Origin of the sequence: Kitasatospora sp. NPDC048715, from assembly GCF_043198905.1 — a bacterium.
Classification (GTDB): Bacteria; Actinomycetota; Actinomycetes; order Streptomycetales; family Streptomycetaceae; genus Kitasatospora; species Kitasatospora lactacystinica.
The window spans coordinates 223472-247943 of sequence record NZ_JBICVH010000011.1; the positions used below are offsets into that span (position 1 = coordinate 223472).

19 protein-coding genes and 1 riboswitch are annotated in these 24472 nt (G+C 74.1%); of the genes, 6 read left to right on the top strand and 13 right to left on the bottom strand.

What is annotated here, in order from left to right:
- Window positions 1-9 precede the first annotated feature (9 nt).
- Both cobN and ACGFSC_RS22140 read right to left on the bottom strand, forming a co-directional pair.
- Window positions 10-3633 (bottom strand): cobaltochelatase subunit CobN, encoded by a 3624-nt coding sequence (gene cobN, locus ACGFSC_RS22135; RefSeq protein ID WP_359901687.1) that lies wholly within the window; start codon window positions 3631-3633, stop codon window positions 10-12.
- Window positions 3630-3806, bottom strand: coding sequence for a hypothetical protein (locus ACGFSC_RS22140; RefSeq protein WP_359901684.1), 177 nt, complete (start codon window positions 3804-3806; stop codon window positions 3630-3632). Before ACGFSC_RS22140 ends, cobN begins: the two co-directional genes overlap by 4 nt.
- 47 nt (window positions 3807-3853) lie before the next feature.
- A riboswitch (cobalamin riboswitch) is annotated at window positions 3854-3939 on the bottom strand.
- Window positions 3940-4265: 326 nt separating this feature from the next.
- On the opposite strand from ACGFSC_RS22140, the gene ACGFSC_RS22145 reads away from it, so the two are divergent.
- From ACGFSC_RS22145 to ACGFSC_RS22155, 3 genes are read left to right on the top strand one after another with little or no spacing between them, the layout of a single operon-like run.
- Window positions 4266-5651 (top strand): hypothetical protein, encoded by a 1386-nt coding sequence (locus tag ACGFSC_RS22145; protein ID WP_392863780.1) that lies wholly within the window; start codon window positions 4266-4268, stop codon window positions 5649-5651.
- On the top strand, window positions 5648-6274 hold the full coding sequence (locus ACGFSC_RS22150; protein WP_359901678.1) for a precorrin-8X methylmutase: 627 nt from the start codon (window positions 5648-5650) through the stop codon (window positions 6272-6274). Before ACGFSC_RS22145 ends, ACGFSC_RS22150 begins: the two co-directional genes overlap by 4 nt.
- Window positions 6271-7788, top strand: a complete 1518-nt coding sequence (locus ACGFSC_RS22155) for a precorrin-2 C(20)-methyltransferase (protein WP_359901675.1) — start codon at window positions 6271-6273, stop codon at window positions 7786-7788. The genes ACGFSC_RS22150 and ACGFSC_RS22155 overlap by 4 nt, the downstream gene beginning before the upstream one ends.
- A gap of 121 nt (window positions 7789-7909) precedes the next feature.
- Here ACGFSC_RS22155 and ACGFSC_RS22160 read toward each other — a convergent pair whose 3' ends face one another.
- Entirely contained in the window at window positions 7910-9649 is a 1740-nt protein-coding gene (locus ACGFSC_RS22160; RefSeq protein ID WP_359901672.1) for a TIGR03767 family metallophosphoesterase, read from the bottom strand.
- A 331-nt stretch (window positions 9650-9980) separates the two neighbouring features.
- On the opposite strand from ACGFSC_RS22160, the gene ACGFSC_RS22165 reads away from it, so the two are divergent.
- Window positions 9981-11276, top strand: coding sequence for a cobalt-precorrin-5B (C(1))-methyltransferase (locus ACGFSC_RS22165; protein WP_359901669.1), 1296 nt, complete (start codon window positions 9981-9983; stop codon window positions 11274-11276).
- A 242-nt stretch (window positions 11277-11518) separates the two neighbouring features.
- Window positions 11519-13048: a UDP-N-acetylglucosamine 1-carboxyvinyltransferase gene (locus tag ACGFSC_RS22170; RefSeq protein WP_359901666.1), complete on the top strand. Its 1530-nt coding sequence runs from the start codon at window positions 11519-11521 to the stop codon at window positions 13046-13048.
- Window positions 13049-13082: 34 nt separating this feature from the next.
- On the opposite strand, the gene ACGFSC_RS22175 is transcribed toward ACGFSC_RS22170, so the two are convergent.
- The 6 genes from ACGFSC_RS22175 to ACGFSC_RS22200 all read right to left on the bottom strand — a co-directional run bounded on the left by ACGFSC_RS22175 (window position 13083) and on the right by ACGFSC_RS22200 (window position 17566).
- Window positions 13083-13589: a protein phosphatase gene (locus ACGFSC_RS22175; protein WP_359901663.1), complete on the bottom strand. Its 507-nt coding sequence runs from the start codon at window positions 13587-13589 to the stop codon at window positions 13083-13085.
- A 50-nt stretch (window positions 13590-13639) separates the two neighbouring features.
- Window positions 13640-14143, bottom strand: coding sequence for a DinB family protein (locus ACGFSC_RS22180; RefSeq protein ID WP_359901660.1), 504 nt, complete (start codon window positions 14141-14143; stop codon window positions 13640-13642).
- 160 nt (window positions 14144-14303) lie between these two features.
- Window positions 14304-15041, bottom strand: a complete 738-nt coding sequence (locus tag ACGFSC_RS22185; RefSeq protein WP_359901756.1) for a cobalt-precorrin-6A reductase — start codon at window positions 15039-15041, stop codon at window positions 14304-14306.
- Window positions 15041-15802 (bottom strand): precorrin-4 C(11)-methyltransferase, encoded by a 762-nt coding sequence (gene cobM, locus ACGFSC_RS22190; RefSeq protein ID WP_359901657.1) that lies wholly within the window; start codon window positions 15800-15802, stop codon window positions 15041-15043. The genes ACGFSC_RS22185 and cobM overlap by 1 nt, the downstream gene beginning before the upstream one ends.
- Complete coding sequence (gene cbiE / locus ACGFSC_RS22195) at window positions 15799-17037, bottom strand: precorrin-6y C5,15-methyltransferase (decarboxylating) subunit CbiE (protein WP_359901654.1); 1239 nt, start codon at window positions 17035-17037, stop codon at window positions 15799-15801. The genes cobM and cbiE overlap by 4 nt, the downstream gene beginning before the upstream one ends.
- Before the next feature lie 88 nt (window positions 17038-17125).
- Window positions 17126-17566: a gamma-glutamylcyclotransferase family protein gene (locus ACGFSC_RS22200; protein WP_359901651.1), complete on the bottom strand. Its 441-nt coding sequence runs from the start codon at window positions 17564-17566 to the stop codon at window positions 17126-17128.
- Window positions 17567-17755: 189 nt separating this feature from the next.
- On the opposite strand from ACGFSC_RS22200, the gene ACGFSC_RS22205 reads away from it, so the two are divergent.
- Window positions 17756-18823, top strand: a complete 1068-nt coding sequence (locus ACGFSC_RS22205) for an EamA family transporter (protein WP_359901648.1) — start codon at window positions 17756-17758, stop codon at window positions 18821-18823.
- Between the two features lie 180 nt (window positions 18824-19003).
- Here the strand turns inward: ACGFSC_RS22205 and ACGFSC_RS22210 are convergent, their stop codons facing one another.
- From ACGFSC_RS22210 to ACGFSC_RS22225, 4 genes are all read right to left on the bottom strand, one after another.
- On the bottom strand, window positions 19004-19567 hold the full coding sequence (locus tag ACGFSC_RS22210; RefSeq protein WP_359901645.1) for an EF-hand domain-containing protein: 564 nt from the start codon (window positions 19565-19567) through the stop codon (window positions 19004-19006).
- Window positions 19568-19765: 198 nt separating this feature from the next.
- Window positions 19766-21496, bottom strand: coding sequence for a dipeptide ABC transporter ATP-binding protein (locus tag ACGFSC_RS22215; RefSeq protein WP_392863785.1), 1731 nt, complete (start codon window positions 21494-21496; stop codon window positions 19766-19768).
- On the bottom strand, window positions 21496-22488 hold the full coding sequence (locus ACGFSC_RS22220; RefSeq protein WP_359901642.1) for an ABC transporter permease: 993 nt from the start codon (window positions 22486-22488) through the stop codon (window positions 21496-21498). Before ACGFSC_RS22220 ends, ACGFSC_RS22215 begins: the two co-directional genes overlap by 1 nt.
- Window positions 22489-22646: 158 nt before the next feature.
- Window positions 22647-24407 (bottom strand): ABC transporter substrate-binding protein, encoded by a 1761-nt coding sequence (locus ACGFSC_RS22225; RefSeq protein WP_359901639.1) that lies wholly within the window; start codon window positions 24405-24407, stop codon window positions 22647-22649.
- Window positions 24408-24472 lie beyond the last annotated feature (65 nt).

Consider the following 24472-nt stretch of genomic DNA (forward strand, 5'->3'; position numbering starts at 1 on the left):
AGCGGGGCGTCAGTCCTCGCCGCCCTCCAGGTCACCCTCGGTCTCCAGGAACGCGGCCTGCAGCTGCTCGATCAGCTGCGGGTCCGGCTGCTCCCACAGCCCGCGGCTCGCCGCCTCCAGCAGCCGCTCGCTGATCCCGTGCAGCGCCCACGGGTTGGCGCCCGCGAGGAACTCCCGGTTGACCGGGTCGAGGACGTACTCCTGGGTCAGCTTCTCGTACATCCAGTCCGCGACCACGCCCGTGGTGGCGTCGTAGCCGAACAGGTAGTCCACCGTCGCGGCCATCTCGAAGGCGCCCTTGTAGCCGTGGCGGCGCATCGCCTCGATCCAGCGCGGGTTGACCACCCGGGCGCGGAAGACGCGGGCGGCCTCCTCGGTCAGGGTGCGGGTGCGGACCGTCTCCGGGCGGGTCGAGTCGCCGATGTAGGCGGTCGGCGCCTTGCCGGTGAGGGTGCGCACGGTGGCCACCATGCCGCCGTGGTACTGGAAGTAGTCGTCCGAGTCGGCGATGTCGTGCTCGCGGGTGTCGGTGTTCTTCGCGGCGACGGTGATCCGCTTGTACGCGGTCTCCATCTCCTCGCGCGCCGGGCGCCCGTCCAGCCCGCGGCCGTACGCGTAGCCGCCCCAGACCGTGTACACCTCGGCCAGGTCGGCGTCGGTGCGCCAGTCCCGGCTGTCGATCAGCTGCAGCAGGCCCGCCCCGTACGTGCCCGGGCGGGAGCCGAAGACCCGGACGGTGGCCTTGCGCTCGTCGCCGTGGACGGCGAGGTCGGCCTGGACGTGGGCGCGCACGTAGTTCGACTCGGGGGACTCCTCCTGGGCGGCGGCCAGGCGCACCGCGTCGTCCAGCAGGGCGACGACGTGCGGGAAGGCGTCCCGGAAGAAGCCGGAGATGCGCAGCGTGACGTCGATGCGCGGACGGCCCAGCTCCTCCAGCGGGATCGGCTCCAGGCCGGTGACCCGGCGCGAGGCGTCGTCCCAGACCGGGCGCACGCCGAGCAGGGCGAAGGCCTCGGCGATGTCGTCGCCGGCCGTGCGCATCGCGCTGGTGCCCCAGAGCGAGAGCCCGACCGAGGGCGGGTAGGCGCCGTCGTTGTCGGCGGTGTACCGCTCGACCAGCGAGGTGGCGAGGGCCTGGCCGGTCTCCCAGGCGAGCTTGCTGGGGACGGCCTTCGGGTCGACGGAGTAGAAGTTGCGGCCGGTCGGCAGCACGTTGACCAGGCCGCGCAGCGGCGAGCCGGACGGGCCGGCCGGGACGAAGCCGCCCTGGAGCGCGTGCAGCACGGCGTCCAGCTCGTCGGTGGTGGCGGACAGCCGCGGCACCACCTGGGTGGCGGCGAAGTCCAGCACCTGGCGGACGGCCTCCTGGACGGTCTCCGGCAGCTCGGCGGTGACCTTCTCGACCGCCTCGGGCGCCCAGTCCTCCGCCTCCATGGCCTCGACCAGGGCGCGCGCCTTGGCCTCGGCCGCGTCGGTGGCACCGAGGGTGAGCGCCGCCTCGTCCAGGCCGAGCGCCTCGCGCAGACCGGGCAGGGCGCTGACGCCGCCCCAGATCTGCCGGGCGCGCAGGATGGCGAGCACGATGTTGACCCGGTCGGTGCCGGCCGGAGCCTGGCCGAGGACGTGCAGACCGTCGCGGATCTGGGCGTCCTTGACCTCGCAGAGCCAGCCGTCGACGTGCAGCAGGAAGTCGTCGAAGCCGTCGTCCTCCGGGCGCTCGTCCAGGCCGAGGTCGTGGTCGAGCTTGGCGGCCTGGATCAGGGTCCAGATCTGGGCGCGGATCGCCGGCAGCTTGGCCGGGTCCATCGCGGCGATGTTGGAGTGCTCGTCCAGCAGCTGCTCCAGGCGCGCGATGTCGCCGTAGGAGTCGGCGCGGGCCATCGGCGGGACGAGGTGGTCGACGAGCGTGGCGTGGGCGCGGCGCTTGGCCTGGGTGCCCTCGCCCGGGTCGTTGACCAGGAAGGGGTAGACCAGCGGCAGGTCGCCGAGGACGGCGTCCGGGCCGCACTCGGCGGACAGCGCGGCGGTCTTGCCGGGCAGCCACTCCAGGTTGCCGTGCTTGCCGAGGTGGATCACCGCGTGGGCGCCGAAGCCGCCGTCCTCCTGGGCGGCCTCGATCCAGCGGTAGGCGGCCAGGTAGTGGTGGCTCGGCGGCAGGTCGGGGTCGTGGTAGATGGCGACCGGGTTCTCGCCGAAGCCGCGCGGCGGCTGGATCAGCACGAGCAGGTTCCCGGAGCGGATCGCGGCCAGCACGATGTCGCCGTCCGGGTTCTGCGAGCGGTCGACGTACAGCTCGCCGGGGGCCGGGCCCCAGTGCTCCTCGACCTGCTCGCGCAGGCCCTGCGGGAGGGTGGCGTACCAGCGGCGGTAGTCGGCCGCGGGGATGCGCACCGGGTTGCGGGCCAGCTGGTCCTCGGTGAGCCAGTCCTGGTCGTAGCCGCCGGCCGCGATCAGGGCGTGGATCAGCGCGTCGCCCTCGTGGCCGCCCTCGCCGTCGTCGAACGAGGGGAGGTCGTTCCCGAGGTCCATGCCCTCCGCGCGCAGCCGCTCCAGCAGCCGCACCGCACTGGCCGGGGTGTCCAGGCCGACGGCGTTGCCGACCCGGGCGTGCTTGGTCGGGTACGCGGACAGCACCAGGGCGAGGCGGCGCTCGGCGGCCGGAACGTGCCGAAGCCGGGCGTGCTTGACGGCGGTGCCGGCGACCCGGGCGGCGCGCTCCGGGTCGGCGGCGTAGACGGTGAGGCCGTCCTCGTCCAGCTCCTTGAAGGAGAACGGGACGCTGATCAGGCGGCCGTCGAACTCCGGCACGGCGATCTGGGTGGCGGTGTCCAGCGGGGACAGGCCGTCGTCGCTGGCCTCCCACTGGGCGCGCGACCAGGTGAGGCAGAGCGCCTGGAGGATCGGGCGGTCGAGGGCGGCCAGCGCGCCCGCGTCCCAGGCCTCCTCGTCCCCGCCGGCCTGGGCGTCGGCCGGGCGGGTGCCGCCGGCGGCGAGCACGGTGGTGACGATCGCGTCGGCCTCGCCGAGCGCGGCCAGCAGCTCCGGCTCGGCGCCGCGCAGCGAGGCGCAGTAGTAGGCCTTGGCCCGGGCTCCCTGGTCCTCGACGGCCCGGCAGAGCGTCTCCACGAAGGCGGTGTTGCCGCTCATGTGGTGGGCGCGGTAGTAGAGCACCGCGACGGTCGGGCCCTCGGTCGTACGGGCTTCGCGCTCCAGCGGGCCCCAGGCCGGGGCGGAGGCGGGCGGGGCGAAGCCGTGGCCGGTCAGCAGCACGGTGTCGGAGAGGAAGGCGCCCAGCTCGGCGAGGTTGGCCGCGCCGCCGTGGGCCAGGTAGGCGTGCGCCTCGGCGGCGATGCCGGCCGGGACGGTGGACAGCTCCATCAGCTGGGCGTCGGGGGCCTGCTCACCCGTCAGGACGATGACCGGGCGGGGGCCGGCCAGCAGCGTGTCCAGGCCCTCCTGCCAGGCGCGGCGCCCGCCGAGCAGGCGGACCACGACGAGCTCGGTGCCCTCCAGCAGCGCGGGCAGGTCCTCGGGGGTGAGTCGGGCCGGGTTGCCGAGCCGGTAGCGCACCGGGCCCTCGGAAGCGCGGGCGCTGAGCAGGTCGGTGTCGGACGTCGACAGCAGCAGGATCATATGAAGGCCCTCCCGGCCTCGTCGGTGGCCAGGGCGGCCGGGATCTGGGCCGGGTCGGCCGCAGCGGTGGCCGGAGCGGCCGCGCGGTCGACCGGGGTGGTCGTGGCGGCGGCCGGAACGGCCGTGATGGCGGCCGGGGACGCGGGCGCGGGCATGCGACAGCGCTGGAACATGTCTGCCTTCCTCGGGGTCCGCGCCCCGGGCCGGTGGAGGACGGCAGGAGTTCCTGGCTCCCGCGGCCGACCGGTCTACCGGTGAACCGCGGTCACAGTGGCGGGACCGCACCGGGTTCGCACCGGTTTCCTCCCCTGCGCCGTCGCTGGCGTGTGGGCGGCCCGCTGGGACCGCCCGTCAGCATCGTACGGGGTACGGCTGACCTGGGGGAGAGTGAGCTTTCGGACGTTCGGGCATGCGAGGCGACGACGAGGCGGGGGTGAAGCGGGGCCGAAGCGGGGCCGAAGCGGGGCCGAAGCGGGGCCGAAGCGCGACGAGGCGGGGCCGAGGCGGGGGGGCGTAGCGGGGCCGAAGCGGGAGGCGAGGCCGGTGGTGAAGCCGATGAGGTGGTCGGCGTGCGGCCGGGGTGCGGCCCGGGTGTGATGCAGCGGACGGAGGCAAGCGATCGGATCATCTGTATGCTCGCCGCCATGCCACCGACACCCGACGCCACCGCGCCGGGCGCCGCAGGACCCGACCGGGAGGTGCCCGACCGGGGGCGTGCGGACGCCTGCCCCGGAGCGCTTCGTCTGCATACGGCCGACGACGGCGCCCTCGCCCGGATCCGCCTGCCCGGCGGGCTGCTGACGGACCGTCAGGCCCTCGCGCTGGCCGAGGCGGCCGAGGCCCTCGGCGACGGTGAGCTGGAGACCACCTCGCGCGGCAACGTCCAGCTGCGCGGCCTGGCCCCGCACTGCGCGGCCGAGCTCGCCGACCGCCTGCGCGCCGTCGGACTGCTGCCCTCGGACACCCACGAGCGGGTCCGCAACATCGTCGCCTCGCCGGCGGCCGGACTGGACGCCGCGGGCGGCCCCGGCAGAGCCGATGTACAGGCCTGGGTGCGGGAGTTGGACGCACGACTGTGCGCGAGCGACTGGGCGGCCGGGCTCTCCGGCAAGTTCCTGTTCGCGCTGGACGACGGGCGGGGCGACGTCGCCGCGCTCGACGCCGATGTGACATTGATCGCAGGCCCGGACGGCACCCGGCTGCTGCGCCTCGGGCGCGCCGACCGCGGACACCCGGTCGAGGCCGGGCAGGAGGTGACGGCCGTGCTGGAAGCGGCCCGCTCCTTCCTGGCGGTGCTGCGGACCAACGGGCGCAAGGCCTGGCACCTGCGCGAGGTCCCCGACCTGCTGCCGGCCGGCCCGGTGCCGCTGCCCGCCTTCGCCGGTGCCGCGCCCGCCGTCGGCGCGCTGCCCGGCGGGCTCTCGGTGGGACTGCGCTTCGGCCGGGCGGGCGCCGGACAGTGGCGGGCGCTGGTCGCCGCCTCGGCCGGCGAACTGCGACTGACCCCCTGGCGCGGAGCGGTGCTGCCCGGGGCTCCGGCCGACCGGCTGCCGGCGCTCGCCGCGGCCGGCTTCCGCACCGAGCCCGGCTCGGCCTGGGAGCGGGCCACCGCCTGCACCGGGCTGCCGGGCTGCGCCAAGTCGCTGGCCGACGTCCGCTCGGACGCGGCCCGGGCATTGGACTCCGGCGCCGCTGCGGCAGTCGGTGCCGCGTTGGACTCCGGTGCCGCGTTGGCCGCCGGCGCCGCTGCGGGAGCGGGTCTCGCGGTGGGGGCCGGTGCCGGGCCCGCAGGTGTGCTGCCCGTCCACTGGTCGGGCTGTGAACGGCGCTGCGGCCACCCGGCCGGGCGCTGGGTGGACGTGCTCGCCACAGGGCGCGGCTACCGGGTGACGGTGAACGCCGCGGGAGCCGGTGCGACGGCTGCCGGTGCGGTGGACGTCAAGGACGCGACGGGCGTCGACGTGACGAACGAGGAGATGGCCGAGGCGGTCGCCGAGGCCAGGAGGACCACGAAGTGATCGAGTACGAGAAGGACGGCGCGTCCATCTACCGCCAGTCCTTTGCCACCATCCGCGCGGAGGCCGATCTGGCCGCCCTTCCGGCGGACGTCTCCCAGGTCGCGGTGCGGATGATCCACGCCTGCGGGATGGTCGACCTGGTCGAGGACCTGGTGTACTCGCCCGGTGTGGTCGCCTCCGCGCGCGCCGCGCTGCACGCCGGTGCGCCCATCCTCTGCGACGTCAACATGGTCGCGAGCGGCGTCACCCGCAAGCGGCTGCCCGCCGACAACGAGGTGATCTGCACCCTCACCGACCCGTCGGTGCCCGAACTCGCCCGGAAGATGGGCAACACCCGCAGCGCCGCGGCCATGGAGCTGTGGCTGCCCCGGCTGGAGGGCGCGGTGGTCGCCGTCGGCAACGCGCCGACCTCGCTGTTCCGGCTGCTGGAGATGATCGAGGCGGGCGCACCGCGACCGGCCGCGGTGATCGGCGTTCCGGTCGGCTTCATCGGCGCCGCCGAGTCCAAGCAGGCCCTGGCCGAGCACCCGTCCGGCCTGGAGCACCTGGTGGTGCGCGGCCGGCGCGGCGGCAGCGCGATGGCCGCCGCCGCCGTCAACGCGATTGCGAGCGAAGAAGAGTGACGGAGCATCAGAACCCCACGGGCCGGCTGTACGGCGTCGGGCTCGGCCCGGGCGACCCGTCGCTGGTGACCGTCCGGGCCGCCGAGCTCATCGGCAAGGCCGACGTGGTGGCCTACCACAGCGCCCGGCACGGGCGGTCCATCGCGCGCTCGATCGCCGAACGGTACCTGACGGGCGGTCAGATCGAGGAGAAGCTGGTCTACCCGCTCACCGTCGAGACCACCGACCACCCGGGCGGCTACCGCGGCGCGCTGGACGACTTCTACGAGGAGGCCGCCGCCCGGCTGGCCGCCCACCTGGACGCCGGGCGCGACGTGGTGGTCCTCGCCGAGGGCGACCCGCTCTTCTACGGCTCCTACCAGCACATGCACAAGCGGCTCGCGCACCGCTACCCGACCGAGGTGGTGCCGGGCGTGACCTCGCTCAGCGCGGCCGCCGCCCGGCTCGGACAGCCGCTGACCGAGGCCGAGGAGACGCTCACCGTCATCCCCGGCACGCTGCCCGAGGAGGAGCTGACGGCGCGGATCGCGGCCGCCGACTCTGCCGTGATCATGAAGCTGGGGCGCACCTTCCCGACCGTCCGCCGGGCCCTGGAGCGGGCCGGGCGGCTGGCGGACGCGCAGTACGTGGAGCGGGCCTTCATGGCGGGGGAGCGGGTCGCGCCGCTCGCCGAGGTCGAGGACGGGACGGTGCCGTACTTCTCGGTCGCGGTGCTGCCGAGCAAGGTCGCTCCGCTGGAGCCGGAGATCCGGCTGTCGGACGGCGTCGGCAGTGTGACCGTGGTCGGCACCGGGCCGGCCGGACCGCTCTGGCTGACCGCCGAGGCGCGCGGCGCGCTGTCCGAGGCCACCGACCTGGTCGGCTACACCACCTACCTGGACCGGGTGCCGGAACGGCCGGGGCAGCGGCGGCACGGCTCGGACAACAAGGTGGAGTCGGAGCGCGCCGAGTACGCCCTGGACCTCGCCCGGCGCGGCCACCGCGTCGCGGTGGTCTCCTCGGGCGACCCGGGGGTGTTCGCGATGGCCACCGCGGTGCTGGAGGTCGCCTGCGAGGAGGCGTACCGGGACGTCCCGGTGCGGGTGCTCCCGGGGATGACCGCCGCCCATGCGGCCGCCTCCCGGGTCGGCGCCCCGCTCGGGCACGACTACGCGACGATCTCGCTCTCGGACCGGCTCAAGCCCTGGGACGTGGTGGCGAAGCGGCTGCGCGCCGCCGCCGGGGCGGACCTGGTGCTCGCGCTGTACAACCCGGGCTCGAAGTCCCGGACCACCCAGGTCGGTCTCGCCCGGGACCTGCTGCTGGAGTACCGGGCGCCGGAGACCCCGGTGGTGATGGCCCGCGACGTCGGCGGCCCGACCGAGCGGGTGCGGATCGTCCGGCTGGGCGAGCTGGACCCGGCGCTGGTCGACATGCGGACCGTCCTGCTGATCGGCTCCTCGCAGACCCGGGCGGTCGAGCGGGGCGGCGGCGTGGAGGTCGTCTGGACGCCGCGGCGGTACCCGGAGGAGTGACGGGCGACGGATGACAGCGAACAGATTTCATCATCTGTTCGCTGTCATCCGTCAGCTGTCATCCGCCATCCGTCGACTGTCGGCCGTCACCCGTTGGCGGCCGTTCGCCGGACCCCGGCCGCTACCGGGTCGGCTTGGTGAGCAGCAGCTCCGTGTTGTGGTCCCCGTCCGTGCCCAGCAGTGCCGTCGGCCGGCCGTTCGGGTCGTTGTACGACAGCTCGCGGTAGAGCGCCGCGAGGTTGGCGTCCGAGGTGCTGCCGAAGTCCGTCCCGTACGGTGCGGAGGACTCGATCAGCGTGGTGAACAGCGAGAGCGTGCCGTCCCCGTTGTCCGCGATCTCGATGATCCGCCCGTGCTGCGGGTAGTCGATGTGCGAGGCGGTGTTGATCTCCCAGAACGCCCGCTCCGGCACCGCGTGGCCGTGCGGCGTGATCTTGTTCATGTGGGTGTGCCCGTTCACCCACGCGACCACGTTCGGGTAGCGCTGGAGCAGCGCCACCAGCTCGTTGCCGTCGTGCCGCCCCTCGAAGATGTTGCGCGGGTCCGGCAGCAGGTTGCCCATCGTGCCGCTGGTGTGGTGGCTGAAGACGAGGACCAGCTCGTCCGTGCTCCCACCGGTCACCTTGCGCCCGTCGGCGTCGTACCAGTGTCCGCTGTGCGCCTTCAACTGCTGCTCCAGCCAGCGCAGTTGCGCGGTGCCCAGCGAACCGTCGGCGAACCCGGCCTGGTTGGTGGTGTCCAGGCTGATGCCGACCACCTTCTCCGAGATGCGGAAGGTGTAGTAGAGCTTGCCGCTGTTGGCCATGTCCGAGGTGAAGCCGTGCCCGTACGGGCCCGCGCCGGTGACCGCCGGGTTCAGGTGGGCCTTGGCGAACTCCTTGAGCGTGAACGGCCGGCGGCGATCGTCCGGGGTGATCCTGCGCACCAGGTCACCGCTGGCGATCAGCTTCGCGAGCAGCAGCACGGCGCCCGCCGGGTCGCGGCGCAGCGAGTCCATCAGCTGGGCGGCCGTGGCGTCGTCGCAGCCCTCCAGCTTGTACTGGCCGGCGTACAGGTCGTTCAGCAGCCCGAGGTCCGGCAGCGAGCCCTCGATGCTGTCGTCGTGGTTGCCGACCGTGGTGTACCAGGGCGTGCGCAGGCCGGGCGCGTCGAAGGGGCGGCCGGCGGCGGACAGGAAGCCGGGTATCTGCGGGAAGCCCTTCGCCTTGTAGCCGTCGCTGTAGGAGAGTTCGGGGTTCCAGTAGGCGGCGTTGCCGGAGTTCTGCACTCCTTCGTAGCGGTTCGGGTCACCGGTGTTCTGGGCCAGCCGGCCGCCGCCCATGACCTTGAGGTACCAGTCGAGTTCGGCGAGCTCGTGGTTGTCGGTGTTGTCGCCGGTGGCCATCACCATGCTGAACGGCATCCCGGTGTAGGGGCCGCCGGCGAGCGAGTTGACCCGCTCGACGAGGGCCGAGACACCGCGGGCGTTCAGGGCCTCCTGCGGCCGGTAGGCGCTGCCGTTGAGCTTGGCCAGGTACTCGAAGCGCACCGGGGACTCGGTGTCCACCAGGTGCAGGTCGCTGAACTGGACGAAGCTGGCGAGGCCGGTCCGGCGGTCGTCCCGTCCGGTGGTCGCCGACGCCAGGTCGCCGCGCACCATCAGCGGCCAGCCCGGTCCGGCCGTCAGCCGCTTGTAGCCACCGGTGCCGACCGGGGTGGCCACCTGCTCCAGCGTGGTCCCGGTGATCCTGATCGCCCGCTCGGCCGTCGTCGCGAGCGCCCGGTCGCGCGCCGCGGCCGAGGCGAACTGCGCGCCGCCCAGCGACAAGGCCGACCAGGCGGCGGCCACCGACGTACCGGTGAGGAACGTACGCCGACTCATCCCTGCCACAAAAACCCCCACATGCTGATGGCCCGGCGGGGCGCTTCGACCCCGGCCGGGCCCACGTCTGTCATGAACCCGCTTCTGGCGGACCGCCAGATTACTCACTGGTAGGCACGGTGGGCGAGGCCCGTGCGGAGAACTCTTCGGGAACGCGGGGCAGCGGCCCCGTGCGGCTCGTGCTCGGGATTCCTCCGCACCGCGCGGGACGCGGGTGCCGCCACCCCGGTCGGGTCCCACCCGGCCCGGTGGGGGAAAATCGGCGGCGGCGGCCGGTGTGGCCGCCGGAGCGGAGCAGGACGGCGCGGGCGCCGTCGGAAACGGGGCGCAGGTGGCCGCAGCGGGAGCCGAGGCGGGAGCCGGAGCAGGAGGCCGGGCCGGCCAGCTGAAGAGCAGCGGCCTGCGGCCCGGCTGGACGACGGGGGCCTGCGCCACCGCGGCCACCAAGGCGGCGTACACCGCGCTGCTCACCGGCGAGTTCCCGGACCCGGTGGTCATCACCCTGCCCAAGGGTCAGCAGCCCGCCTTCGCCCTCGCCGCCGAGGAACTGACCGCTGCCGAGGAACTGACCGTCGCCGAGGAGTCGGCCGCCGCCGGAGAGCCGGCCACGGCCGAGGAGTCGGCTGCCGCCGCGAACCCCGTCGCCGGAGAGCCGGCCGGTGCGCCCGACAAGCCCGACAGGCCCGGTGCGCCCGGCCCCGACCGGCGCATCGCCGCCATGGCCGGGGTGGTCAAGGACGCGGGCGACGACCCCGACGTCACCCATGGCGCACTGATCCGCTCGACCGTACGGCCCGGCGCGCCCGGCACCGGGGTGGTGTTCCGGGCCGGTCCCGGGGTGGGGACGGTCACCAAGGCCGGCCTGCCGCTGCCGGTCGGCGAGCCCGCCATCAACCCGGTGCCCCGGCAGATGATCCGGGACGCGGTAGCCGAGGTGGCCGCCGCCCGCGGGGGCAGCGGGGACGTGGTGGTGGAGATCTCGGTCGACCACGGCGAGGAGATCGCCCGTTCCACCTGGAACCCCCGGCTCGGCATCCTCGGCGGTCTGTCCATCCTCGGCACGACCGGGGTGGTCGTCCCCTACTCGTGTTCGGCCTGGATCGACTCGATCCGCCGCGGGGTGGACGTGGCCCGGGCGGCGGGGCGCACCCACGTGGCCGGCTGCACCGGGTCGACCTCGGAGAAGGTCGCGGTGGCGGAGCACGGGCTGCCGGAGGACGCGCTGCTGGACATGGGCGATTTCGCCGGCGCCGTGCTCAAGTACCTCAAGCGCCACCCGGTGCCCCGGCTGACCATCGCGGGCGGCTTCGCCAAGCTGTCCAAGCTCGCGGCCGGCCACCTCGACCTCCACTCGGCGCGCTCCCAGGTGGACAAGGGGTACTTGGCCGAACTGGCCCGTCGGGGCGGGGCCGACGAGGTGCTGGCCGGGGCGGTCGCGGGCGCCAACACCGCACTGGAAGCGGTGCAGTTGTGCCGGGCGGCCGGGGTGCCGCTCGGGGATCTGGTCGCCGAGGCGGCCCGGGCGACGGCGCTCGGCGTGCTGCTGGGCTCGCCGGTCGCGGTGGACGTCATCTGCATCGACCGCGCGGGCACCGTCGTCGGCCGGGCGGAGCCGCTCGGGCCGTGACCCTGCCCGCCCGTCGCGCGGCCTGCCCGTGAGGTCGTCGGGTCGTGGCCTCGTGGGGCCGTGGCCTCGTCGGGCCGTGGCCTCGTGGGGCCGTGACACTGTCACGAGTGTCACGACGGCGTGACAACCTCACCTGGTGATGTGAAGAACTGACGTCCATACGGGGCGAGAAACGGACAAATGGAGTACCACGCCGGGCCCCAGTTCTGTCGCCATCTCAACCATGAGATATCGTCTGGCGAGTGACAGGCGACTACCTCACCCGTATCGGCACCCTCATCCGTACCGCGCGCCAGCACCGCGGCTGGTCCCAGGCGCAGCTCGGAGAGGCCCTCGGAACCAGCCAGAGCGCGGTCAACCGCATCGAACAGGGCAAGCAGAACGTCAGCCTTGAGATGATCGCCCGCATCGGCGAAGCCCTCGACAGCGAGATCGTCTCCCTCGGCTACTCCGGCCCGATGCACCTGCGCGTCGCCGGCGGCACCCGGCTCTCCGGTGCGATCGACGTCCGCAGCAGCAAGAACGCCTGCGTGGCGATCCTCTGCGCCTCGCTGCTGACCACCGGCCGCACCACGATCCGCAGCGTCGCGCGGATCGAGGAGGTCTACCGCATCCTCGAGGTGCTCACCAGCATCGGCGTCAAGAGCCGCTGGATCAACGAGGGCCGCGACCTCGAACTCACCCCGCCCGCCGAGCTGGACCTCGCGGCGATGGACGTCGAGGCGGCCCGCCGCACCCGCAGCGTGCTGATGTTCCTCGGCCCGCTGATGCACCGCGCCCAGCACTTCGCCATCCCGTACGCGGGTGGCTGCGACCTCGGCACCCGCACCGTGCAGCCGCACCTGACCGCGCTGCGCCGCTTCGGCCTGGAGGTCGCCACCACCGGCGGCGCCTACCACGCCTCGGTCGAGCCGGGTGCCCCGATGGACCGCCCGATCGTGCTGACCGAGCGCGGGGACACGGTCACCGAGAACGCCCTGCTGGCCGCCGCCCGGCACGACGGCGTCAGCGTCATCCGCAACGCCTCGCCCAACTACATGGTCCAGGACCTCTGCTTCTTCCTGGAGAAGCTGGGCGTGAGGATCGAGGGCATCGGCACCACCACCCTCACCGTGCACGGCGTCCCGCAGATCACCTGCGACGTCGACTACACCCCGGCCGAGGACCCGGTGGAGGCGATGAGCCTGCTGGCCGCCGCCGTCGTCACCTCCTCCGAGCTGACCGTCCGCCGGGTGCCGATCGAGTTCCTGGAGATCGAGCTCGCCGTGCTGGAGGGCATGGGTCTCGACTACGACCGCACCCCCGAGTACCGGGCCCACAACGGTCACACCCGGCTGGTCGACCTCACCGTGCGCCCGTCCAAGCTGACCGCGCCGATCGACACCATCCACCCGATGCCGTTCCCCGGCATCAACATCGACAACGTGCCGTTCTTCGCCGCCATCGCCGCGGCCGCGCACGGCGCCACGATGATCCACGACTGGGTGTACGACAACCGCGCGATCTACCTGACCGAGCTGACCCGCCTCGGCGCCGACGTCAAGCTCCTCGACCCGCACCGGGTGCTGGTCCAGGGGCCGACCCGGTGGCGCGCCGCCGAGATGATGTGCCCGCCGGCCCTGCGCCCCGCCGTGGTCATCCTGCTCGCCATGCTCGCCGCCAAGGGCACCTCGGTGCTGCGCAACGTCTACGTCATCAACCGCGGCTACGAGGACCTCGCCGAGCGCCTCAACTCCATCGGCGCCCAGATCGAGACGTTCCGCGACATCTGAGAAATCTGACGGAACGTCATGCCGCTGACCGGCCTCACCCGTTGAGGCCGGTCAGCAGCACGGCGACCTCCAGTCCGGTGTCCAGGTAGTCCACGAACACCGGGTTGTTCAGTGCCCAGGGCGAGCGCCGTTCCCGGACCAGCCGGACCGCCTCGCCGCTCTCGTGGCCGAGGCCGATGAGCGCCTGCGCCACCACCAGGCCCGAGCGGTTGTACCCCGAGTGGCAGCGCACCAGCGTCCGCCGGCCCCGGCGGACGGCCGACTCGGTGAGCCCGGCCGCCTCCTGGACGGCGAGCAGCTGACCGGGGGAGAGCGGGGCGTCGGGCACCTCCCGGACGACGTGCTCCACTCCCGGTGCCGGACCGTGCCCGGAACGGGTGAACAGGCTGACCACCAGGTCGAACTCGGCCCGTACGATCGCGAGTTCCAGTTCGCCGCCGGGCCGGGTGAAGTAGTGCCCGCCCATCCAGAGCCCGGGGACGATCTCGTTCCAGGGCTCGGACGGCCCGGGGGTGTCGCGTTCCTTCTGACGGGTCCGCACGCTCTGCTCGCTCCCTCGTCGTCCGGCCGCGTCCGGCGCCGCGTCCGGTGCTACTCGCCGGTGGTGCCGTCGAGGTGCTCGCGGAGCAGATCGGCGTGGCCGTTGTGGCGGGCGTACTCCTCGATCATGTGGGTGAGGATCCAGCGGAGCGAGAAGACCTCGTCGCCGTAGTGGCCCAGGACGTCCAACGACTCGGCGGCGGAAACGAGTTCCCGGGCGCGGTCGCACTCCCGGCGCCAGATCGCGAAGGCCTCGTCGGGGTCGGCGGTGTCGGCGTCGAACTCGGCGAAGGACCCGTCCGGGTGCTTCCAGAATCCCGGCAGGCCCTCGTCGTTGAGGACGTTGCGGAACCAGCCGCGCTCCACCTCGGCGAGGTGGCGGACCAGCCCGAGCAGGGAGAGCCCGGACGGTTCCAGCACCCGGGCGCGGAGCTGCTCCGCGGTGAGGCCCGCGCACTTCATCGCGAGGGTGTCGCGCTGGTAGTCCAGGAAGCCCGCCAGAGTGGCGCGTTCGTCGGCGGTGCGGGGAGTCTGCGTGCGCTGATCATCGGTCATCGGGCCATCCTTCCCGACGTCCGCCGGGGCCGCCCCGCAATTTCCGCGGGACGACCGGGCGAGCGGGCACCAGCGCGACGGCGAGCGGGTACCAGCGCGACGGTGAGCAGCCGCAGCGCCCGGGCCGGCTGGTGCCCGGGCCGTCCAGCGCCCGGGCCGGCTAGCCCAGGTGCTCCAGCCAGCGCAGTGCGCCGGGGACGTCCGGTGCGACCGGGACGCCTTCCGTGACCGGCGGGCGTTCCACGATGATGACGGGCAGGCCGAGTCCGCGCGCGGCGGCCAGCTTGGGGGCGGTCGCGGCGCCGCCGCTGTCCTTGGTGACCAGGACGTCGATGTCGTGTCCGCGCAGCAGTGCCTCTTCGCCGTGGATCGTGAACGGCCCCCGGTCCAGCAGGACTTCGAACGAGGGCGGTACCGGGGGCTCGGGCGGGTCCACCGAGCGGGCGAGGAAGTGGACCCCGTCCAGGTGGGCGAAGGCGCCGACGCCCTGTCGGCCGACGGTGAGGAAGACCCGTTCCCCGCGCCGGGGCAGCAGGTCGGCCGCCGCGGCGAGGGAGGGGACGGGGAGCCAGCGGTCGCCGTCGACGCGGGTGAAGCCGGGGCGGCGCAGCACCAGCAGCGGGACCGCGGTGGCGGCGGCCGCGAGGGCGGCGTTCCGGGAGATGCCGGCGGCGAACGGGTGGGTGGCGTCCACCACCGCGTCCACCTGCTCGGTGCGCAGCCAGTCGGCCAGACCCTCCGGTCCGCCGAAGCCGCCGATCCGCACCTCCCCGGCGGGCAGCCGCGGCTGGGCGACCCGGCCGGCCAGCGAGCTGGTGACCCGGTGCGCGGTCGGGGCCAGCTCGGCGGCCAGTGCCCGCCCTTCGGTGGTGCCGCCGAGGATCAGGACGTGCCGCATCACGCCCCGCAGGGCTCGTGCGGGCGCTCGCGGTCCGCCGAGTAGAGGTGGCTGTCGCGGAACTGCTCGGCGGCCAGCGTGCGGCCGACGAGGATGACGGCGGTGCGGACCACACCCGCCGCCTTGACCTGCTCGGCGATGTCGCCGACGGTGCCGCGCAGCACCAGCTCGTCGGGGCGGCTGGCCATCGCGACCACGGCGGCCGGGCAGTCCGCGCCGTAGTGGGGGAGCAGCTGCTCGACCACGTCGTCCACGTAGCCGGCGGCCAGGTGCAGCACCAGCAGGGCGCCGCTGCGGCCGAGGGTGGCGAGGTCCTCGCCCTCGGGCATCGGGGTGGCGCGCTTGGCGATCCGGGTGAGGATGACGGTCTGGCCGACGGTCGGGACGGTCAGCTCCCGCTTCAGCGCGGCCGCGGCGGCGGCGAAGGCGGGCACGCCGGGGACCACCTCGTACGGCACGCCGGCCGCGTCCAGGCGGCGCATCTGCTCGGCGACGGCGGAGAAGACGGACGGGTCGCCGGAGTGCAGCCGGGCCACGTCCTGGCCGGCCCGGTGGGCGGCGACCAGCTCGGCGGTGATCTGGTCCAGGTTGAGCTGGGCGGTGTCGATCAGGCGGGCGCCGGGCGGGCACTCGTCCAGCAGCTCGCGCGGGACGAGGCTGCCCGCGTACAGGCAGACCTCGGCGCGGGCCAGGATGCGCTGGCCGCGCAGGGTGATCAGATCGGCGGCGCCCGGGCCGGCTCCGATGAAGTGGACGGTCACGAGGCGTTCTCCTGAGGGGTTTCGGGCTTGACTGCGGACCACTGGGTGACCGGCATGGCCTGGCGCCACCCGGTGAAGCCGCCCACCGGGACGGCGTGGGCGACGGCGAGTTTGACGAGCTCCCCGCCGTGGCGCCGGTACCACTCGGTGAGCAGCGCCTCGGACTCCAGTGTCACGGTGTTGGCGACGATCCGGCCGCCCGGGCGCAGCGCGGCCCAGCAGGCGTCCAGCAGGCCGGGCGCGGTGAGGCCGCCGCCGATGAACACGGCGTCAGGGGTGGGGAGTTCGGCGAGAGCGGCGGGGGCGGGGCCGGTCGCCACGCGGAGCCGGGGCACCCCGAGTGCGGCGGCGTTGCGGACGATCCGCTCGGCCCGCGCCGGGTCGCGCTCGATGCTGACGGCCCGGCAGTCGCGGTGGGCGCGCAGCCACTCGACGGCGATCGAGCCGGAGCCGCCGCCGACGTCCCAGAGCAGCTCGCCGGGGGAGGGGGCCAGCGTGGCGAGGGTCGCGGCGCGGACGTGGCGCTTGGTGAGCTGGCCGTCGCTCTCGTACGCGGCGTCGGGCAGGCCGGGGACGAGGGAGGCGCGGGGGCCGTCGCCGAGGTCGACGGCGATGACGTTCAGCGGGTCGCCGGGCGGGTGCGGCCAGCCGTCGGCGGGGCCGTCGAGGTGGCGTTCGGCGGGGGCGCCGAGCTGTTCGAGCACCCGCAGGCGGGCGCCGCCGAAGCCGCGGGCGGTGAGCAGCTCGGCCACGGCAGCCGGGGTGGCGGCGTCGGCGCTGAGCACCAGCAGGCGGCGACCGGGGTGGAGGGCGAGGGAGAGGGCGTCCAGCGGCCGGCCGACCAGGCTGACCACCTCGGTGGCCTCCAGCGGCCAGCCGAGCCGGGCGCAGGCGTAGGAGACTGAGGAGGGGTGCGGCAGGACGCGCAGGCGCTCGGCGCCGACGGTCTCGGCGAGGGTGCGGCCGATGCCGTAGAACATCGGATCGCCGCTGGCCAGGACGGCGATGCGGCGGCCGGCGTGGGCGGCGAGCAGTCCGGGGACGGCGGGGCGCAGCGGGGACGGCCAGGGGACGCGCTCGGCGGTGACCTCGTCGTGGGGGAGCAGGTCCAGCTGGCGGGGGCCGCCGACGACGGTCTCGGCCTCCCGCAGCGCGGCCCGGGAGCCGGCGGCGAGGCCGGGCCAGCCGTCGGCCCCGATCCCGACGACGGTGATCGGGGGTGGCAGCTCGGGCACCGGGTGGCTCCTCGTCGTTCGATGGGCCGATGAGCGGGAAATCTCATTGGCCGGGGCAGCCTACCTGGCGGTTGTCATCCGCCACCCGTCATCCCACTCCTCCCCCGGCCGCTCCCCAGTCCCCCGATTCGATCAGCGCCGGCCGCTCCCGCAGCCGTGCCTCGGCCCTCGGCCCGGCGAGGTAGACCCAGGCCTCCCGCAGCTCGCCCGCCGCCGTCCGCACCGCCATCCGCCGCCGCACGTACAGCCCGGTCCCGTCCGCCCGGCAGTCCTCCAGCCGGTCCAGGGCGTCCAGGGCTCCGGCGTACGCGCCCGGGCGTACGGTGACGAGCTCACCCAGGATCCGGCGCCCGGGCGCCGGATCCGGCACCGCGTACGGGAAGCCGGGGCCCTCGTGCAGCGCGGCGCCCTCCAGGACCGCCGGCCGGATCTCGGCGCAGCGTCCGGCCAGGTGGGCGGCGTGATTGCGGCCGCCGCTGCGCAGGGTGCCGTACACGAAGAACGGCAGGGCCTCCTCGGGTGCGGGCACGGGTTCGACCTCCTCGTCGGGGAGCGCCCACCGTACGTCCCGCGGTCCGGGTTCCGATACGGACTGGCGCACCGGGCCGTCCATGCGCTGTCATGTCGGATGTTCGGCCAGCACCGTCCAAGGGGGACACCCATGACATCGCCCGCTTCACCCTCCCAACCGGCCGCGGATCCCGGCCCGACCCCGGGCGTGGCTCCCGACGTTCCCGCGCCCGCCGACGCCCCCGTCCGCCCCGACGCCCCCGTCCGCGCCGACAGCCCCGTCCCCGCCGACGCCGCCGTCAGGGCCGAGGCGGCCCCCGCCCGCGGCCCCCGCCTCGGCGGCGCGGTCTGGCTGGCCCTCCTCGTGGTCTACATCGTCTGGGGGTCGACGTACCTCGCGATCCGGGTCGCCGTGGAGACGATGCCCTCCTTCCTCTCCGCCGCCGCCCGCTTCCTCGTCGCCGGCCTGCTGCTGACCGGCTACCTCCTGGTGCGCCAGGGCCCGGCCGGTCTGAAGGTGACCAAGCGGCAGCTGGCCTCCTCCGCCCTGGTCGGCCTGCTGCTGCTGACCGGCGGCAACGGACTGGTGGTCCTGGGCGAGACCTCCGTCCCCTCCGGGCTGGCCGCCCTGCTGGTGGCCGCGGTCCCGCTGTGGATGGTGGTGCTCACGGCGGTCGGCGGCGAGCGCCCGAGGCCCGCCGAGCTGGCCGGGGTGCTGCTCGGACTGGTCGGCCTCGGCGTCCTGTCGGCGCCCGCGATCGGCGGGTCGATCGAGCCGACCGGCGTGATCATGATCATCGCTGCCACCCTGCTCTGGGCGACCGGCTCCTTCGCGACCAAGAAGATCCCGATGCCCGACAACGTGCTGGCCGCGAGCGCCTACCAGATGCTGGTCGGCGGAGTCGGCGACCTGGTGATCGGACTGGGCCGGGGAGAGCAGCACGGGCTGGACCTCGCAACGATCTCCGGGCGGTCCTGGCTGGCCCTCGCCTACCTGGTGATGTTCGGCTCGCTGCTCGCCTTCACCGCGTACGCCTGGCTGCTGCGGTCGGCCCCGCTGACCCTGGTCGCCACCTACGCCTACGTGAACCCGGTGGTCGCGGTGCTGCTGGGCTGGCTGATCCTCGCCGAACCGCTGACCGGCCCGACCCTCGCGGGCGGCGCGATCGTGGTGGCGGGCGTCTGCCTGGTGGTGAGCGTCAGCCGGCGTTCGGGCGGCTCGTCGCGCGCCGGGAGGCCGGCCCGTCCGGCGAAGGAGCCGTCCGCTCGGAGGTGAGCCCGGCCCGCCACCACCGCCCCGGACGACGGCCACGGCGGTCACGGCATCCACAGCAGTCAGGACGGCCACGGCGGCCACGGCATCCACAGTAGTCAGGACGGCCACGGCGGCCACGACGTCAACGGCGGCCCGCCCCCGCGCTTCCGGCTCACGGGGGAGGGCCGTCCGCCGTACGGCTCAGAAGGCGTACGGCGGCTTGCCCGTCCACCAGTTGCCGGGCGCGTCCGGGTCGCGGCTGGTCCAGAACTCGATGATCGCGGTGGTGAACTCGGCGGCGGAGAGCACGCCGTCGCCGTCGGTGTCGAGGTGGCGGAAGGCCTCGTCGGCGTCGTCGCGGGAGAGGCCGGCGAAGTGGCCGCGCTGGAAGACGAAGAACTCACCGGCGTCCACCGTCCCGCTGCGGTCGGCGTCGGCGACGGCGAGGAAGGCCTCGGCGAGCGCGCCGAGGATCTCGCGCGCGGCCTCGGGGTCGTCGGCGAGCGAGCCGGTCGAGGTGACGAACTGCTGACGGGTGATCGCCTCGGTGCCGGCGGGCAGCCGGGCGAGGTGCAGGTCGTGCCAGGTCGTCAGGTAGGCGCGGACTATCACGGCCTCGGCCTCGGAACCCTCCTGGTGGCCGAGCGAGCGGGCCACCGAGAGGCCCATCAGGACGTGGTCCCGCTCGGTGAGCAGGCCGTCGCCGTCGGCGTCGAGGTGATCGAAGCCGTGGTTGATCTTTGCGATGAGCAGGTCGTCCGACAAATGTGCCTCCTCGGTTGGTGATTCCTTGCTCGGTCTCCTACGTCACATCGCCTGCACGCTAGCGTCTTGAGCCGGACCGGCGCAGCCGAACGAACGGCGAACGACCTGCCCGTTCACTCCCACACCACTCGCCGAGCCGTCCGCAGAGCCGTCCGCCGGGCCGTCCGCCGGGCCACTCGCCGGACGGCCCGGAGCGTCTCAGTGCACCGCCGCCAGCAACTCCCTCGTGTACTCGGTGTGCGGCGCCTCGAAGAGCTGGTCCCGGTCGGTGGACTCGACCAGCCGGCCCCCGTGCATCACCGCCACCCGGTCGCAGAAGTGCCGCACCACCGCGAGGTCGTGGGAGACGAACAGGAACGCCACGCCGAGCCGTTCGCGCAGCTCCATCAGCAGGTTGAGCACCTGGGCCTGCACCGACACGTCGAGCGCGGAGACCGGCTCGTCGGCGATGATCAGCCGCGGCTGCGGGGCCAGCGCCCGGGCGATGCCGATCCGCTGGCGCTGCCCGCCGGAGAACTCGTGCGGGTAGCGGTCCAGGTGCCCGGCCTCCAGCCCGACCTGCTCCAGCAGTTCGACGGAGCGCTCCCGACGTTCGGCCGGGCCCAGCGAGGTGTGCAGGCGCAGCGGGGTGTCCAGGGTCCGGCCGATCGTCCGGCGCGGGTTGAGCGAGGCGTACGGGTCCTGGAAGACCAGCTGGATCTCGCGGCTGAGCCGCTTCCGGAGCTTCCGGTCGGGCCGGGTGACGTCCTGGCCGTCGTACAGCACCCTTCCGCCGGTGGGTCGTTGCAGCCCGGCCAGGACCCGCGAGGTGGTGGACTTCCCGGAGCCGGACTCGCCGACCAGCCCGAGTGTCTCGCCGGGGGCGATCCGCAGGCCGACGCCCTCGACCGCCCGGACCGGTTCGGCCCGCAGGCGAGGGAAGCGCCGGCGCCCCGGGAAGTGCACGGACAGGTCGTCCACCTCGACCAGCCAGCGCTCGGGACGCCCGACGGTTCGCGGCCGGAACGTCCGCGAGGGTGTCGGCTCGTCGACCGTCGGAAGGGCGGTGCCCGGCACCGAGTCCAGCCGGAGCGCCGCGCCCACCAGGGCCCGGGTGTACGGCTCGCGCGGCGCGGCCAGCAGTTCGGCGGTCGGCGCGGACTCGATCCCGGCCCCGCCGCGCATGACCAGCGTGCGGTCCGTGGTCCCGGCGACCACGCCCAGGTCGTGGCTGACCAGCAGCACCGCCGTCCCGTGCTCGCGCTGCAACTCGCCGAGCAGGTCGAGGACCTGCCGCTGCACGCGGGCGTCCAGGGCGGTGGTCGGCTCGTCCGCGATGATCAGCCGGGGGTCGTTCATCAGCGCCATCGCGATCATCACCCGCTGGCGCATGCCGCCGGAGAACTGATGCGGGTAGTCGCGGCTCCGGGCCGCCGGGATGCCGACCCGGTCGAGCATCTCGGCGGCCCGCCGGCCCGCCTCGGCGCGGCCCGTGCCCGGGTGGTGCAGCCGGTACATCTCGGCGAGCTGGGCGCCCACGCCGTGGAAGGGGCTGAGCGAGGTGAGCGCGTCCTGGAAGACCAGCGCGGCCCGTCCGCCCCGCACCCCGCGCAGCGCGGACTCCTCGGCACCGACGACCTCCTGTCCGCCCAGCCGGATCGAGCCGGTGACGGTGGTGGTGCGAGGGTCGTGCAGACCGAGGACGGCGAGCCCGACGGTCGACTTGCCGGAGCCCGACTCGCCGACCAGGCCCAGGACTTCACCCGGCGCGAGGTCGAAGGAGAGGTTCCGGACGGCGGTCACGGGTGCGCCGCCGCGCGGGTCGGCGAAGGCGACGGTCAGGTCGCGGACGCTCAGCACCGGCTCGTCGCTCCCCGCCGCGGTGCCCTTCGCCCCTTCGCGCCGCACGCCGTCCCCGGGAACAGTGGATTTCATCGAAGGACTCCCCATCAGCTCAGCCGCACACGCGGATCGAGCCAGGCGACCGCGAGGTCGGCCAGCGCGACGAACAGCACCATGAAGCAGGCGGCCAGCAGCACCGCGCCGACCACGGCGGGCAGGTCCTGCCCGGCGACGGCCTCCGCGGCGAACCGTCCGACCCCGTTCAGCCCGAACACCGTCTCGGTGATCACGGCTCCGCCGAGCAGCACCCCGGCCTCCAGCCCGATCAGCTGCACCAGCGGGCCGGCGGCGCCGCGAGAGGTGTACTTCAGGTGGGCGCGCAGCCGTCCCAGACCCTTGCCGCGGGCCGTGCGGACGTACTCCTCGTTCATCGTCTCCAGCAGCTGCGAGCGCGAAAGCCGGGCGAACACGGCCGAGTTGACGAAGCCGAGGACGAACCAGGGGAGCAGCATCCCGCCCGCCCAGGCGGCCGGGTCCTCGGCCGGCGGGGTGTAGGAGGGCAGCGGCAGCAGCCCGGTGGAGTACACCAGCAGCCACTGCGCGACGTACCCGAGGAAGTAGATCTGCACGCTCGCGCCGACCAGGGTGAAGCCGGAGAGCAGCCGGTCGGTCCGCCGCCCGTGCCGCAGCGCGGAGACGAACCCGGTGCCGAGGCCGAACACCAGCAGGACGGCGAGCGCCCCGGCGGTCAGCGAGAGGGTGACGGGCAGGTGGTCGGCCAGTGCCTCGGTGACGGGCTGGTGCAGCCGGTAGGAGTAGCCGAGGCAGGGGGCGTCGCAGTGGATGGTCGAGCCGTCCACGTCGCCGATGTCCCGCCCGGCGACCACTCCGACCAGGTAGTCGGTGTACTGGGTGAGCAGCGGCTGGTCCAGGCCCATGCTCTGGCGCACCGCCGCGACCTGCCCGCTGTCGCAGCGCGGGCCGCAGGCGGCGCGGGCCGGGTCGGCGGGCGCGGCGTAGAAGAGGGCGAAGGCGGCGGCGGAGACCGCGACCAGGACCGCGAGGGCCTGGGCGGTCCGCCGCAGGACGAAGGAGAGCATGGCCGATCCGGGGTCGACGTGACGGGGGAGGCGCGCGAAGGGCGAGCAGCTGAGCGGGAAGCGGGCGAGAGGGAGCGGGCGAGAGGGAGGGGGAAGGGGCCCGCCCCCGTTCCGCCGTGGAACCGGGGAACCCGGGGAACGGGAGCGGGCCCCGGCACTCAGGACTTCAGGTACAGCCAGGCCAGCGAGACGGTCCCGTAGATCGGGTGGACGAACGCCCCGCCGACGTTGCTGCCGCGCAGCTGGTTGACCGTCGGGTAGGCGAACGGCAGCACCGGCAGGTCCTTCATCACGGTCTGCTCCAGCGCGTACAGCTCCTTGGCCTTGGCGCGGGGTTCGCCGATCTGGTTGATCCGGTCGATCTCCTTGTCGACCTCCGGGTTGCGGTAGCGCGCGGAGTTGATGTCGCTGCCGGCCCGGCCGTCGAAGGAGAACGGGACGAGGGTGGACGGGGTCGGCCAGTCGACCGAGCTGGTCTCCTCGAACAGGTCGTACGGGGAGTCGGTGCGGTGCACCTCGTCCAGGAAGGCCTTGGGGTCGACCGGCTTGGGCACGACGGTGATCCCGGCCTTGCCGAAGCCATCGACCAGCACCTGCGCGACGCGCTGCCCGGTCGGGGTGTTCCGGTACGCGTAGGTCAGGCTCCCGGGCGCCTGCTTGGCCTTGGCGAGCGCGGCCCTGGCAGCCTCCGGGTCGCCCTCGGGCCTGGCCGGGTAGAGGTCGTACTTCTGGTAGTCGATCAGCGCGGGGGAGCTCAGCGTGGTGGCCAGCTCGCCGGTCCGGGCGCCGCCCTGGACCTGGCGGGCCTGCTGGCGCGGGTAGGCCAGGTGCAGCGCCTTGCGGACCTCGACGTCGGGCACCCGCTCGTTGTTGATCATCAGCTGGGTGACGAAGGCGCCCTGCCGTCCGGAGACCACCAGTTCCTTGGCCTTCGGGTCGGTGTCGGTGGTCTGGTACAGCTCGGCGGAGAGGGTGTCGGAGGCGGTGGTGGCGTTGGCGCCGCCGTCCCGTCCGGAGAGGATCTCCTGGTTGAGGTTGAGCGCCTCCTTGCCGTACGTGAAGACGAACTTCTCCGGGTACTGGCTGCGGATCGGGTCCGTCTCGGGCTTCCAGGCCGGGTTGCGCTCCAGCACCATGCGGGTGTTCTGGACGTGCTCGACGATCCGGTACGGCCCGGTCGCGAACGGCAGTCGGTCGTAGTCCGTCCCGGTGTCCTTGTCCCGGCGCACCGGGGAGGAGGAGGACTGCGCGGCCATGTACGGGACGTCGGCCTGCGGCTGCGGGAAGTGGAAGACGATCGTGCGCTCGTCCGGCGTCTCGATCGCGTCCAGGTCGCCGGCCTGCGGGCCCGCGTACTTGGTGCGCGCCGCCTCGTAGCCGGCCTCGCCGGTGAGCCACTGCGGCCAGTACGGCGGGCCGACCTCGTAGCCCTTGCCGAAGGTGCGCTCGATGCCGTACTTGACGTCCTGGGCGGTGATCGGCTGCCCGTCCTCCCAGGCGACGCCCGGCTTGAGGCGGTACGTCCAGGTGCGGCCGCCGTCGGCCGGGGTGCCGGTGTCGGTGGCCAGGTCGCCGACCAGCTTGGCCTTGCCGTCCACGACCTGGTACTGGGTCAGCTGGCGACCCCAGAGCAGCGAGGCGTTGTAGGCGGCGCCCGCGTAGACCTTCTGCGGGTCGAGGTGGCGGAACTCCACGCTGTTGTACACGTTCACCGTGCCGCCCGCGCGGGCGCCCGGGACGGCCGGGGCCGGGCCGGCGCTCTCCTGCTCGCTGCCGAGCACGGCGGTCAGCGGGGAGGTCTCCTTGGCGGAGGCCCCGGCGGCGCCGCCGGAGCCGGTGGTGCTGCCCGCGCCGGCCGAGCAGGAGGTCGCCAGCAGGGCGGTGGCGATGACGGCGAGGGACGGTCTGGTCCAGCGCATGGCGAATCTCTCCTTGCCCCGGCGGATCGTGCCGGGGCGGGCTCGGGTTGATGGATGGGAGGAGG